The organism is Caulobacter sp. D5 (genome assembly GCF_003185805.1).
In the GTDB taxonomy this organism is placed as follows: Bacteria; Pseudomonadota; Alphaproteobacteria; order Caulobacterales; family Caulobacteraceae; genus Caulobacter.
Genome location: NZ_QHJY01000200.1, coordinates 1 through 11,522 on the forward strand (window position 1 = coordinate 1; position 11,522 = coordinate 11,522).

14 protein-coding genes are annotated in these 11,522 nt (G+C 68.0%); 4 read left to right on the forward strand and 10 right to left on the reverse strand.

The window, feature by feature from the left end:
• Positions 1 to 127: 127 nt before the first annotated feature.
• The 9 genes from DMC18_RS14095 to DMC18_RS14135 form a co-directional block, all read right to left on the reverse strand.
• Positions 128 to 391 carry an ATP synthase F1 subunit epsilon gene (locus DMC18_RS14095; RefSeq protein ID WP_110119155.1) on the reverse strand — a complete coding sequence of 88 codons (264 nt, stop codon included), beginning with the start codon at positions 389 to 391 and terminating at the stop codon, positions 128 to 130.
• Positions 391 to 642 (reverse strand): hypothetical protein, encoded by a 252-nt coding sequence (locus DMC18_RS14100; RefSeq protein ID WP_110119153.1) that lies wholly within the window; start codon positions 640 to 642, stop codon positions 391 to 393. Before DMC18_RS14100 ends, DMC18_RS14095 begins: the two co-directional genes overlap by 1 nt.
• Positions 642 to 2,267 (reverse strand): F0F1 ATP synthase subunit beta, encoded by a 1,626-nt coding sequence (gene atpD, locus DMC18_RS14105; RefSeq protein WP_110119152.1) that lies wholly within the window; start codon positions 2,265 to 2,267, stop codon positions 642 to 644. Before atpD ends, DMC18_RS14100 begins: the two co-directional genes overlap by 1 nt.
• 52 nt (positions 2,268 to 2,319) lie before the next feature.
• On the reverse strand, positions 2,320 to 3,195 hold the full coding sequence (locus DMC18_RS14110) for a F0F1 ATP synthase subunit gamma (RefSeq protein ID WP_110119150.1): 876 nt from the start codon (positions 3,193 to 3,195) through the stop codon (positions 2,320 to 2,322).
• A 35-nt stretch (positions 3,196 to 3,230) separates the two neighbouring features.
• On the reverse strand, positions 3,231 to 4,763 hold the full coding sequence (gene atpA / locus DMC18_RS14115) for a F0F1 ATP synthase subunit alpha (protein WP_110133024.1): 1,533 nt from the start codon (positions 4,761 to 4,763) through the stop codon (positions 3,231 to 3,233).
• 62 nt (positions 4,764 to 4,825) lie between these two features.
• Entirely contained in the window at positions 4,826 to 5,380 is a 555-nt protein-coding gene (locus DMC18_RS14120; protein WP_110119146.1) for a F0F1 ATP synthase subunit delta, read from the reverse strand.
• 218 nt (positions 5,381 to 5,598) lie between these two features.
• Positions 5,599 to 5,835 (reverse strand): hypothetical protein, encoded by a 237-nt coding sequence (locus DMC18_RS14125; protein ID WP_110119144.1) that lies wholly within the window; start codon positions 5,833 to 5,835, stop codon positions 5,599 to 5,601.
• A gap of 119 nt (positions 5,836 to 5,954) precedes the next feature.
• Positions 5,955 to 6,275, reverse strand: coding sequence for a hypothetical protein (locus DMC18_RS14130; RefSeq protein ID WP_110119142.1), 321 nt, complete (start codon positions 6,273 to 6,275; stop codon positions 5,955 to 5,957).
• A 226-nt stretch (positions 6,276 to 6,501) separates the two neighbouring features.
• The gene (locus DMC18_RS14135) at positions 6,502 to 6,927 is read right to left on the reverse strand and encodes a hypothetical protein (protein WP_110133025.1); all 426 of its coding nucleotides are present in this window, start codon (positions 6,925 to 6,927) and stop codon (positions 6,502 to 6,504) included.
• A gap of 191 nt (positions 6,928 to 7,118) precedes the next feature.
• On the opposite strand from DMC18_RS14135, the gene DMC18_RS14140 reads away from it, so the two are divergent.
• On the forward strand, positions 7,119 to 8,306 hold the full coding sequence (locus DMC18_RS14140) for an acetyl-CoA C-acyltransferase (protein ID WP_110118041.1): 1,188 nt from the start codon (positions 7,119 to 7,121) through the stop codon (positions 8,304 to 8,306).
• Between the two features lie 126 nt (positions 8,307 to 8,432).
• Here DMC18_RS14140 and DMC18_RS14145 read toward each other — a convergent pair whose 3' ends face one another.
• A complete protein-coding gene (locus tag DMC18_RS14145; RefSeq protein WP_110118042.1) occupies positions 8,433 to 9,068 on the reverse strand; it encodes a hypothetical protein in 636 nt (211 codons plus the stop codon).
• 124 nt (positions 9,069 to 9,192) lie between these two features.
• Between DMC18_RS14145 and tsaE the strand changes: the two genes are divergently transcribed.
• Genes tsaE through murU form a run of 3 tightly spaced genes read left to right on the forward strand, consistent with a single transcriptional unit; the run spans position 9,193 to position 11,493 of the window.
• On the forward strand, positions 9,193 to 9,693 hold the full coding sequence (gene tsaE / locus DMC18_RS14150; RefSeq protein ID WP_110118045.1) for a tRNA (adenosine(37)-N6)-threonylcarbamoyltransferase complex ATPase subunit type 1 TsaE: 501 nt from the start codon (positions 9,193 to 9,195) through the stop codon (positions 9,691 to 9,693).
• Positions 9,683 to 10,768, forward strand: a complete 1,086-nt coding sequence (gene amgK, locus DMC18_RS14155; protein WP_233245146.1) for an N-acetylmuramate/N-acetylglucosamine kinase AmgK — start codon at positions 9,683 to 9,685, stop codon at positions 10,766 to 10,768. The genes tsaE and amgK overlap by 11 nt, the downstream gene beginning before the upstream one ends.
• 20 nt (positions 10,769 to 10,788) lie before the next feature.
• On the forward strand, positions 10,789 to 11,493 hold the full coding sequence (murU, locus tag DMC18_RS14160) for an N-acetylmuramate alpha-1-phosphate uridylyltransferase MurU (protein ID WP_110118044.1): 705 nt from the start codon (positions 10,789 to 10,791) through the stop codon (positions 11,491 to 11,493).
• Positions 11,494 to 11,522: the final 29 nt, after the last annotated feature.

Genomic DNA, 11,522 nt, shown 5'->3' on the forward strand with positions numbered 1-11,522 from the left:
GAGAGACCCCTCACCCGACCTCCCTCCGGGAGGCCACCCTCTCCCGCAAGGGGAGAGGGACAAAACAAAAACGCCCCCACCCTTTGCGGATGGAGGCGCTTTCGAAGTGCTCGGAAAGAAGCAGCCCTTAGGCGGCCACTTCCACCGCGTGTTCGGCCAGGATCGTGAAACCGTCCGGACCCACGTCGGCGAAGCCGCCCTGGATGTCGAACAGCTTGACGGTCGCGCCGTCGCGCACCGTCACCCGGCCCTCGCGCAGCGTCGTCATGAACGGCGCGTGGTTCGGCAGGACGCCGAAGTCGCCTTCCGTACCCGGCGCGTCGACCTGGTCGACGTCGGCGGAGAACAGTTCGCGCTCGGGCGCGACGAGGGAGAAGTGCAGCTTGGCCATCAGTCGTAGGTCTCCACGGCGCCCAGGGCCGCTTCGATGTCTTCGTCGGTCTGGATCTCGGTGCCGCAGAACGGACAGAAGCGGATGGTGGTCAGGACCGTGCCCGTCTCACCATCGGCTTCCCGTTGACCCAGGTTCAACAGGATCAGGCCGCTGTCGTGCTCGATGAGGGAGGCCTCGGCGTCCGAAGACACCGCGTCCTCCAGCTCCTCGCAGCAGAAGTGGCCGAGATCGCCGTCTTCTTCGGTCATCAGGCGTCCGCCGCCATCTTCTCGGCCTTGGCCACGGCTTCTTCGATCGGGCCGACCATGTAGAAGGCGCCTTCCGGCAGGTGGTCGTATTCACCGTCCACGATGCCCTTGAACGAGCGGATCGTGTCCTTCAGCTGGACGAAGGCGCCCGGCGTGTTGGTGAACTGCTCGGCCACGTGGAACGGCTGGCTCAGGAAGCGGCTGATCTTGCGGGCGCGAGCGACCGTCAGCTTGTCCTCTTCCGACAGTTCGTCCATGCCCAGGATGGCGATGATGTCCTTCAGCGCCTTGTACTGCTGCAGGACTTCCTGGACGCGGCGAGCCACGGTGTAGTGCTCTTCGCCGATGACCAGCGGGTCCATGATCCGCGAGGTCGAGTCCAGCGGATCGACGGCCGGGAAGATGGCCTGGGCGGCGATGTCGCGCGACAGAACGGTGGTGGCGTCCAAGTGGGCGAACGAAGCGGCCGGGGCCGGGTCGGTCAGGTCGTCGGCGGGAACGTAGATGGCCTGGACCGAGGTGATCGAACCCTTGTTGGTCGAGGTGATGCGCTCCTGCAGGTTGCCCATCTCGGTGGCCAGGGTGGGCTGATAGCCCACGGCCGAGGGGATGCGGCCCAGCAGAGCCGACACTTCGGCGCCGGCTTGGGTGAAGCGGAAGATGTTGTCGACGAACAACAGCACGTCCTTGCCTTCTTCGTCACGGAAGTATTCCGCGATCGACAGGCCGGTCAGGGCGACGCGGGCGCGGGCGCCCGGGGGTTCGTTCATCTGGCCGTAGACCAGGGCGCAGCGCGAGCCTTCGGTCGAGCCGTTGTTGGCCTTCGGGTCGACGTTGACGTTCGACTCGATCATCTCGTGATAGAGGTCGTTGCCTTCGCGGGTGCGTTCGCCCACGCCGGCCAGAACCGAGTAACCGCCGTAAGCCTTGGCGATGTTGTTGATCAGTTCCTGCATCGTCACGGTCTTGCCGACGCCGGCGCCGCCGAACAGGCCGATCTTGCCGCCCTTGGTGTAGGGGCACATCAGGTCGATGACCTTGATGCCCGTGACCAGCACTTCAGCGGTGTTGGTCTGCTCGGCGAAGGTCGGGGCGTCGCGGTGGATCGGGCGCGACAGGTCCGACTGGATCGGGCCCTGCTCGTCGATCGGCTCGCCGATGACGTTCATGATGCGGCCCAGGGTGCCCGGACCGACCGGCACGCGGATGGCTTCGCCGGTGTCGCGCACGGGCTGGCCGCGGACGAGACCTTCGGTGGCGTCCATGGCGATGGCGCGGACGGTGTTCTGGCCCAGGTGCTGGGCGACTTCGAACACCAGGCGCTGGCCGGTGGCGGTGTTGGTGGTCTCGACGGCGTTCAGGATCGCCGGCAGCGGGCCGGTGAACTCGATGTCGACGACGGCGCCGATGATCTGGACCAGACGACCGGTGGCTTCGCCGGCGACGGGCGCGGCGACCTTCGGAGCGGCGGCGGCCTTGGGAGCAGCCGGCTTCTTGGCGGCCGGAGCCTTGGGAGCAGCAGCAGCGGCCGGAGCGGCGGCGGCGGCCTTCGGGGCGGCGGGCTTCTTGGCGGCGGCCGGCTTTTCAGCGGCGGCGGCGGGAGCCTTAGCGGGGGTCTTGGCCATGGCGTGCGGGTCTTTCGTGCGTCTCTGCGTGCGTTTTTGGCGTTAGGCTAGATCAGACGGCTTCGGCGCCGGAGATGATCTCGATCAGCTCCTTGGTGATCTGGGCCTGGCGGGAACGGTTGTACTCGAGGGTGTAGCGCTTGATCATGTCGCCCGCGTTCCGCGTGGCGTTGTCCATCGCCGTCATCTGGCTGGCGTAGAAGCCGGCCATGTTGTCGAGCAGCGCCGACAGGATCTGGACCGTCAGGTTGCGCGGCAGCAGGGTCTCGAGGATGGCCTCTTCCGAGGGCTCGTACTCGTAGACCGCGGCCGGACCGGACGCGACTTCACCGCCCTCGACCACGGCCGGGATCAGCTGAAGCGCGGTCGGGATCTGCTGCACCACCGACTTGAAGCGGCTGTAGAACAGGGTGACCACGTCGATGTCGCCGGCTTCGTAAAGCTTGGTGACGACGTCGGCGATCGGCTGGGCCACCGACAGCGTCAGCTGGCGATAGGCCGACAGGTCGAAGTTCTCGACGATGCGACCGGCGTAGAGGCGACGCAGCTGGGCGGTCACCTTCTTGCCGACGCAGACGATCTTCACGTCCTTGCCCTGGGCGATCAGCCCGTCGATGTGGGCGCGGGAGGCGCGCACGATCGATGAGGTGAAGCCGCCGGCGAGACCGCGGTCCGCCGCGGCCACCACCACCAGGTGACGGTCGTCGCGGCCGGTGCCGGCCAGCAGCGCCGGAGCGCCGTCGCCCGACACGCCGGTCGCGAGGTTGGCGATGACGCTGGCCAGACGCCGGGCGTACGGACGGGCGGCTTCAGCCGCGTCCTGGCTCCGGCGCAGCTTGGCAGCCGCCACCATCTGCATCGCCTTCGTGATCTTTTGCGTCGCTTTGACGCTCGAGATCCGATTGCGCATTTCCTTCAAGCTGGCCATTCGGCGCTACTCTCTCCGAGCGGTTCCGAGGGGGCTTAGGCGAAGGTCGACGAGAAGCTGTCGAGCGCGCTCTTCAGCGACGCTTCCAGGTCCTTGTCGAGGGCCTTCTTGGTGGCGATGCCGGTCAGCAGGTCCTGGTGGGCGCTGTGCAGGCGGGCCAGGAACTCGGTCTCGAAGCGACGCACCGACGAGGTCGGGATCTTGTCGAGATAGCCGCGGGTGCCGGCGTAGATCACGCAGACCTGCTCTTCGACCGACAGCGGCGCGTATTGCGGCTGCTTCAGCAGCTCGGTCAGGCGCTCGCCGCGGGCCAGCATCTTCTGGGTCGAGGCGTCCAGGTCCGAGCCGAACTTCGCGAAGGCGGCCATTTCGCGATACTGGGCGAGTTCGCCCTTAATCGGACCGGCGACTTGCTTCATGGCCTTGATCTGGGCCGACGAGCCGACGCGCGACACCGAGATGCCGACGTTCACGGCCGGGCGGATGCCCTGGTAGAACAGGTCGGTTTCCAGGAAGATCTGGCCGTCGGTGATCGAGATCACGTTGGTCGGGATGTAGGCCGACACGTCGTTGGCCTGGGTTTCGATGATCGGCAGAGCCGTCAGCGAGCCCGAACCGTTGTCTTCGTTCAGCTTGGCGGCGCGTTCCAGCAGGCGGGAGTGCAGGTAGAACACGTCGCCCGGATAGGCTTCGCGGCCCGGCGGACGGCGCAGCAGCAGCGACATCTGGCGGTAGGCGACGGCTTGCTTGGACAGATCGTCATAGATGATCAGGCCGTGCAGGCCGTTGTCGCGGAACCACTCGCCCATGGCGCAGCCGGCGAACGGGGCCAGGTACTGCAGCGGGGCCGGCTCCGAGGCCGAGGCCACGACGACGATGGTGTATTCCAGGGCGCCGTGCTCTTCCAGGGTCTTGACGATCTGGGCGACGGTCGAGCGCTTCTGGCCGATGGCGACGTAGACGCAGTAGAGCTTGGCGCTCTCGTCCTTGCCGGCGTTGGCGGCCTTCTGGTTCAGGATGGTGTCGATGGCGACGGCGGTCTTGCCGGTCTGACGGTCGCCGATGATCAGCTCGCGCTGGCCGCGGCCGACCGGGATCAGGGTGTCGATCGACTTCAGGCCGGTCTGCACGGGCTCGTGCACCGACTTGCGCGGGATGATGCCCGGGGCCTTCACGTCGACGCGGCGACGCTCGGTGTATTGGATCGGGCCCTTGCCGTCGATCGGCTCGCCCAGCGGGTTGACGACGCGGCCCAGCAGGCCCTTGCCGACCGGCACGTCGACGATCTCGCCGAGGCGGCGGACTTCGTCGCCTTCCTTGATCTCGGCGTCAGCGCCGAAGATCACGGCGCCGACGTTGTCGCGCTCGAGGTTCAGGGCCATGCCCTTCACGCCGGCCTTCGGGAATTCGACCATCTCGCCGGCCTGGACGTTGTCCAGACCGTAGATACGGGCGATGCCGTCGCCGACCGACAGAACTTGGCCGATGTCCGAGACGGCGGCTTCCTCGCCGAAGTTGGCGATCTGCGACTTGAGGATGGCCGAAATTTCGGCGGCGCGGATGTCCATGGCTGGGTCGGGCTCTTTCTTAGGGCTCTCTGCGTACGTACGTTTTTTGCGCGGTTATACGCTTAGGCGCGCTTGAGGGCGAATTTCAGGGAATCGAGCTTCGAACGGAGCGAAGCGTCGAACAGACGGGAACCGACGCGCACCTTGACGCCGCCCAGGATGGACGGGTCGACGCGGGTCGAGATTTCGGGGGTCTTGCCGAGCGCCTCGGAGACGCCGGCGGTGACGGCCTTCAGCTGGGCGGCGGTCAGCGGGGCGGCCGAGATGACCTCGGCGGCGACCACGCCGCGGTGCTTGGCCGACAGGGCGACGAAGGCGTTGATCGCGCCGACCAGCTCGATGGCGCGGCCGTTGGAGGCGATCAGGCCCAGGAACTTGGCGGTCAGGATGTCGAAACCGGCCTTCACGGCGACGGCGGTCAGGCCCTTGGCCTTGTCCTCGGCCGAGAACGCGGGCGAGTCGATCAGACGGCGCAGGTCGGCGCTGTCGGCGATCAGACCCTTGAGGTCCTTCAGGTCGCGTTCGACCTTCGCCAGGTTGCCGCCTTCGATCGTCAGTTCGAACAGGGACTGCGCATAACGCTGACCCGCATCCGTCGCCTTGGTTTCTTCCGCCACTTGTTCCGCCCGGTGTGCGTTGCAATCGCCGCGGAAGAGAAGCTGCCCCCTCTTCCCGGCTTAAAGACTTGATCGCGCTTGAGAAAAGCGCACGGGCGGCCCGCGCATTCACGCTGCCCTTCCCGAAGCCCGGCGCCTGATAACACGGGGTGTTCGCAGTCGCAACCAAGCCGAGACGATCGCGTTCGGCCAAGTTTCGGAAAAAAGCCGTTTATCCGTCAGACGTTGACGCGGCGGAAGACGCCGGAGGCCGAGCCGGCCAGGGCGCCGCCCGGCGTACGGGCCTCGGCCTGGGCGAACACCAGACTGCGAGTGGCCCGTTCGATCCAGCCGCGCAGGGCCAGGTCGCCGCCTTGTCCCTGGCCATAATCGACGGTCAGCGACACCGGCGCGGCGTCGGAACCGGCGGCTTCCTTCAAGGCGTCTTCCAGCAGGGCGGCGATCGACTGGGTCATGGGCGACACTTAACTCCCGGACGGACGAAAGAAAAAGGCGGCGGAACAAGCCCGCCGCCCTGTCAGGCGATGATCGAGGAAAACAGCCGGAGGCACGAGCCTCCGGTGTTGGAGAGGCCTCAGGCGGCCTTGGCCGAAGCGTTGCAGCGCTCCAGCTCGTCGGCGGCCAGGGCCTTGGCGTCGCCGCCGAAGGCCGAGACGCGGCCGGCTTCTTTCGCCAGCGCCTTGCACGAGGCGACGCTGAGGGCCCGCGACGGCGCCGAGGCGGCGACGCAGGCGGCGTCCTCGCAGACGAAGACCGCGCCACCGGCGACGATCTTGGTCTTCGCGGAGACGGGTTTTTCGAGAGTGACCGCCAGGCGGCCGTCTGCCAGGGCGGGGGCGGCGGCGAGCGCGCAAACGGACAGGGCGGCGACAGCCGCCAGGGCGCGGAGCTTCATGGGAAAAGCCCTCCAGCTTCGGGGATGATGGAAAGATCGATGATCGGCGCGTAAGCTGTACTGGCCGTCCGATGGCGAAGGACAAGGGCGTCGGTATCCCCACCGACGCCGCGCAACCGAACTAAGCACTGCTTAGATATCAGCGTTCAGAAATAGCGCAAGCGCGTTTTTGTTCGCGTGCGCATATTTTATCGAAACGGAGATTTTCGGCCGCGAGGCCGAAACTTCAGAGCCCGAGGATCGAGTCGATCCGGCTTTCGGCCCGGGCGTGGATCTCGCGCTGCTCGACCATGCCTTCCATGCGGGCGTAGCGGCCGTCCTTGCCGGCCTTGCGGCGCAGGCCGTCGGCGGTGACCAGCACCGGCGGGCGGCGGGCGTCGGTCAGGCCGCCCAGCAGGGCGGCGAACACCGCCCCGACGGCGGCGGCGGCCACGGGGCCGGCGAAGTCGATCAGGGTCTCGCCGAACACCGCGTGCATCTGCAGCAGCAGGTGCTCGCGATTGACCTGGTGCGACAGGATCTGCAGCGACCAGGCCGCCACGCCCTGCACCACCCCGGCCAGCACGACCGCGATCACCACCCCCACGAAGCGGGGGCGCCAGAAGAGCCCGAGCACGGCTCCCAGGAACGCGAAGGCGGCCAGCAGGATCATGGACGGAAACTAAGACCCTCCTTTCTCAAGGTCGGGTTAAGAGCCGGCCGCGGCAGGACGTCGCGATCTGGCGTCCCGATTGGGCGCATGGGCGACTCTCCCGGCTTACGCACGCGTGATCTTTCCCAACCGAAATTTCCGGCCTACGGTGCAGGCAATTCAAACTAACGTTTAAACAGGGAAGAAGCGCCATGCGCGAAGCGGTCATCGTCTCTTACGCTCGGACCGGTCTGGCCAAGTCCGTCCGCGGCGGCTTCAACAACACCCACGGCGCGGCCATGGCCGGCCACGCCATCCAGCACGCCGTCAGCCGCGCGGGCCTCGACGGTCCGGAAATCGAGGACGTGGTGCTGGGCTGCGGCGGCCCCGAAGGCGCCACCGGCATGAACGTGGCCCGCAACGCCGCCATCTGGGCTGGCCTGCCGGTCACCACCTCGGGCCAGACCGTCAACCGCTTCTGCTCGTCGGGCCTGCAGGCCATCGCGACCGCGGCCAACTACGTCCGCAACGACGGCGCCCCGGCGGCCATCGGCGGCGGCGTGGAGTCGATCTCGCTGGTCAACGCCGGCGGCCACATGAACCGCTTCCACATCACCGAAGAAAAGCTGATGCGTGAGAAGCCCGCGCTGTGGATGGCGATGATCGACACCGCCGACATCGTGGCCAAGCGCTACGCGGTCAGCCGCGAATACCAGGACGAATACGCTCTTCGTAGCCAACAGCGGATTGCAGCAGCGCAGGCCGCCGGCCTGTTCGACGACGAGATCGTGCCGATGGCCACCAAGATGAAGGTGGTCAACAAGGAGACCAAGGAAGAGAGCCTGGTCGACTACGTGGTCAGCAAGGACGAGTGCAATCGTCCGGAGACCACCCTGGAGGGCCTCGCCAAGCTGGAGCCGGTCAAGGGCCCGGGCAACTTCGTCACCGCCGGCAACGCCTCGCAGCTGTCGGACGGCGCCGCCGCCGTGGTGGTGATGGAGGCCAAGGAGGCCGCCCGCCGCAATCTGGAGCCGCTGGGCCTGTTCAAGGGCTTCGCCATCGCCGGCTGCGAGCCCGACGAGATGGGCATCGGCCCGGTCTTCGCCGTGCCGCGCCTCTTGGAACGCCACGGCCTGAAGGTCGACGACATCGACCTGTGGGAGCTGAACGAGGCCTTCGCCAGCCAGTGCCTCTACAGCCGCGACCGCCTGGGCATCGATCCGGAGAAGTACAACGTCAACGGCGGCTCCATCGCCATCGGCCACCCCTTCGGCATGACCGGCGCCCGCTGCGCCGGCCACCTGCTGCTGGAAGGCAAGCGCCGCAAGGCCAAGCTCGGCGTGGTGACCATGTGCATCGGCGGCGGCATGGGGGCCGCGGGCCTGTTCGAGATCTTCTGAGGTCGGGCTCGGCGATGCTCCCCCTCTGGGGGAGCTGTCGCCGAGCGACTGAGGGGGCCGCCGAAGGCGGTGCTGCCCCCTCCGGCCCTCTGGGCCACCTCCCCCAGAGGGGGAGGATTTAGCAATCTAGACCCCCAGATCCTTGCGCACGAACCGATACGTCTCGCGCTTCTCGCACGCGCACGCCTTCATCTGGCCGTCCGGCGTCCACCACACCAGGAGCGGATAGGCGAAGTTCACGCCGTTGGCCTTGAGCAGCGGCCGCAGGTCCTCGACCGACTTGCGGCCGGCCTCGATGACGGCGGTGCGGGCGATGTCGCCGTCGGCGGGCTTCACGCCCGGGGCCTTCCAGGCCTCGACCGGGGTGGCGTCCCACTTCTCGGCCAGCTCCCACGAGCGGTTGATCCACAGTTCGGCCACCGTCGCGCGCTCCACCGGCGTCGACTTCGGCACGCCGTTGCGGTCGGCGCGGGCGATCTCGATCAGGCGGGTGTCGACGCCCGCCTTGTGCAGCTTGGGATATTCTTCCTTCTTGAAGCGGATGCAGTCGGGGCAGGTGCGGAAGCTGACCATGTAGAGCTTGCCGCCCTTCAGGCCCGGCGACACCCAGCCGGAACCTTCGAGGATCTTGGCGATCTCGGCCTGGTTCTTGGTGATGGTCTTGGGCCGCCAGCGCAGGTCGAAGTTCCACCACGCCCAGAGGCCGGCGCCGACCACCGCCACGACGACCGCCAGACCGGCCCACAGCTTGAACTTCTTCATCTCTACCGATCCCCTAGGAATTGCCGAAGCCGGTGAATAGGACGCCGCGCGCCCTTCGGCGACGGCAAAATTCCTGAAAGCCGCTTGAGGCCCGCGTCGGGGACTCTAGATTGGCGCGATGTCCATGTCACAGGCGCCCGCGACCGCCGCCCCCCTAGAAATCGACCTGCCCGACGAGGCCGCCACCAAGGCGCTCGGCGAACGGCTGGCCGCCGTGCTGTTTCCGGGCGCGGCCCTGTGCCTCTACGGCCCGCTCGGCGCGGGCAAGTCGACCCTGGCCCGCGCCCTGGTCCGCGCCCTGACCTCGCCCGAGGAAGAGGTGCCCAGCCCGACCTTCACCCTGGTGCAGTTCTACGAGGCGGAAGGCTTCCCGCTGGCCCATTTCGACCTCTATCGCCTGGAGGATCCGGACGAGGCCTATGAGATCGGCCTCGTCGAGGCCCTGGAGGACGGCGCGGCCCTGATCGAGTGGCCCCAGCGCCTGGAGGGCCGTCTGCCGCCCGACCGACTCGATGTAGAGATTTCCCCGGTTCTGGACGGGCCTCTGAATGGGGCCGCCGGCGAAGCCCGCCGCGTCCGCATCACCCCCTACGGCGCCTTCAAGGAACGCAAGCTTGAGCTCTGACCGCGAAACCCTGAAGGCCGAGTTCCTGGCTCGTCACGGCTATGGCGACGTGCGCCGCCAGCCGCTGGGCGGCGACGCCTCGACCCGCTCGTACGAGCGCCTGCATCGCGGCGAGCAGACCTTCATCTTCATGGACCAGCCGCCGGCCCTGGAGACCGCCCCCTGCCCGCCCGGTGCGACGCCGGACGAGCGCCGCGCCCTCGGTTTCAACGCCGCCTATCGCCTGGCTGCGGGCCGGGTGGACGCCTTCGTGGCCGTGGCCGGCTGGCTGCGCGCCCAGGGCCTCTCGGCTCCCGAGGTGCTGGCCGCCGAGCCGACCCTGGGCCTGGCCGTGCTGGAAGACCTGGGCGATGATCTCTACGCCAAGGTGATCGCCGAGGGCGGCGACGAGCCGCTGCTCTACGACGCCGCCGTCGACGCCCTGGTCGCCCTGCACGCCGTCGCGCCTCCGGCTGTGCTGGAAGCCGGCGGTTCGACCTGGCCGCTGCTGACCTATGACGACCTGGCTTTGCAGATGGCCCAGGACCTGTTCGTCGAGTGGCTGCCCAAGCTCAAGCCGGTGACCTTCGACGCCGCCGCCCTCGAAGCGTGGCAGGCGCTTTGGAGCCCGATCCGCGCCCGGGCCGAGGCCGGCGCTTCGGTGTTCTGCCATCGCGACTATCACGCCGAGAACCTGCTGTGGCTGCCCGATCGCGAGGGCCCCGCACGCGTCGGCCTGATCGACTTCCAGGACGCCGTGGTCGCTCACCCAGCCTGGGACTTCTCGATGCTGCTGCACGACGCCCGCCGCGACGTCTCGCCGGAAATCGAGCAGCGCGGCCTCGACCGCTATCTGGCCGCCCGGCCCGATCTCGACCGCACGCAGTTCCTGGCCGACTACCATGCGCTGGGGGCGCTCAACATCGCCCGCATCCTCGGCATCTTCGCCCGCCTCGTGACCCGCGATAACAAGCCGAAGTACGAGAGCTTCATGCCCCGCCTGTGGCGCTATCTCGACAGCTGCCTGGCCGATCCGGCGCTGTCGGGCCTGAAGGCCTGGTTCGACGCCCACGTGCCGACGGAGGCCCGCTCGTGAGCGCCTCTCCGAAAAAAGCGATGGTGCTGGCTGCCGGCCTCGGCACCCGCATGCGCCCCCTGACCAACGACCGCCCCAAGGCCCTGGTCGAGGTCGCCGGCCGCACGCTGGTGGACCACATGCTCGATCGCCTGGCCGACGCCGGGGTCGAGACCGCCGTGGTCAATGTCCACGCCTTCGCCGACCGGCTGGAGGATCATCTGAAGACCCGCACCGGCGCGCCGGCGATCGTCATCTCCGACGAGCGCGGCGAGCTGCTGGAAACCGGCGGCGGCCTGCGCAAGGCCCGGCCGCTGCTGGGCGAAGAGCCGCTGTTCGTCGCCAATATCGACTCCGTGTGGACCGAAGACGGCGCCCCCGCGATCGACAGCCTGGCCAAGGCCTGGGATCCGGAAAGGATGGACGTCTGCCTGCTGCTGGCGCGCCTGGACCGCACGCTGGGCTTCGACGGAGCCGGCGACTTCTTCCTGGCCGACGACGGCGTCCTGACCTTCCGGGGCGAGGCCCCCAGCGCGCCTTTCGCCTATATGGGCGTGCACATCTGCAAGCCGGGCCTGGTCGACGACGGCCCCGAGGGCGCGTTCTCGCTGGCGACGATCTGGCGCAAGCTTGCGCCCCAGGGTCGCGTGCACGGCGTGGTGATGGACGGCTTCTGGATGCATGTCGGCGACCCCGGCGCGCGCGACGAGGCCGAGGCGCGCTTGGCCGAGGTCCCGGCAGGATGAGCGGGCCGGCCGGTTCCGGCTGGTTCTCG

Excerpts from the sequence above, each read along its gene's own strand:
- DMC18_RS14140 (WP_110118041.1), top strand. The coding sequence starts at position 7,119 with ATGCGCGAAGCGGTCATCGTCTCTTACGCTCGGACCGGTCTGGCCAAG.
- DMC18_RS14135 (WP_110133025.1), bottom strand. The coding sequence starts at position 6,927 with ATGATCCTGCTGGCCGCCTTCGCGTTCCTGGGAGCCGTGCTCGGGCTC.
- DMC18_RS14130 (WP_110119142.1), bottom strand. The coding sequence starts at position 6,275 with ATGAAGCTCCGCGCCCTGGCGGCTGTCGCCGCCCTGTCCGTTTGCGCG.
- atpD (WP_110119152.1), bottom strand. The coding sequence starts at position 2,267 with ATGGCCAAGACCCCCGCTAAGGCTCCCGCCGCCGCCGCTGAAAAGCCG.
- murU (WP_110118044.1), top strand. The coding sequence starts at position 10,789 with ATGGTGCTGGCTGCCGGCCTCGGCACCCGCATGCGCCCCCTGACCAAC.
- DMC18_RS14100 (WP_110119153.1), bottom strand. The coding sequence starts at position 642 with ATGACCGAAGAAGACGGCGATCTCGGCCACTTCTGCTGCGAGGAGCTG.
- tsaE (WP_110118045.1), top strand. The coding sequence starts at position 9,193 with ATGTCACAGGCGCCCGCGACCGCCGCCCCCCTAGAAATCGACCTGCCC.
- DMC18_RS14095 (WP_110119155.1), bottom strand. The coding sequence starts at position 391 with ATGGCCAAGCTGCACTTCTCCCTCGTCGCGCCCGAGCGCGAACTGTTC.
- DMC18_RS14110 (WP_110119150.1), bottom strand. The coding sequence starts at position 3,195 with ATGGCCAGCTTGAAGGAAATGCGCAATCGGATCTCGAGCGTCAAAGCG.
- DMC18_RS14145 (WP_110118042.1), bottom strand. The coding sequence starts at position 9,068 with ATGAAGAAGTTCAAGCTGTGGGCCGGTCTGGCGGTCGTCGTGGCGGTG.
- DMC18_RS14125 (WP_110119144.1), bottom strand. The coding sequence starts at position 5,835 with ATGACCCAGTCGATCGCCGCCCTGCTGGAAGACGCCTTGAAGGAAGCC.
- atpA (WP_110133024.1), bottom strand. The coding sequence starts at position 4,763 with ATGGACATCCGCGCCGCCGAAATTTCGGCCATCCTCAAGTCGCAGATC.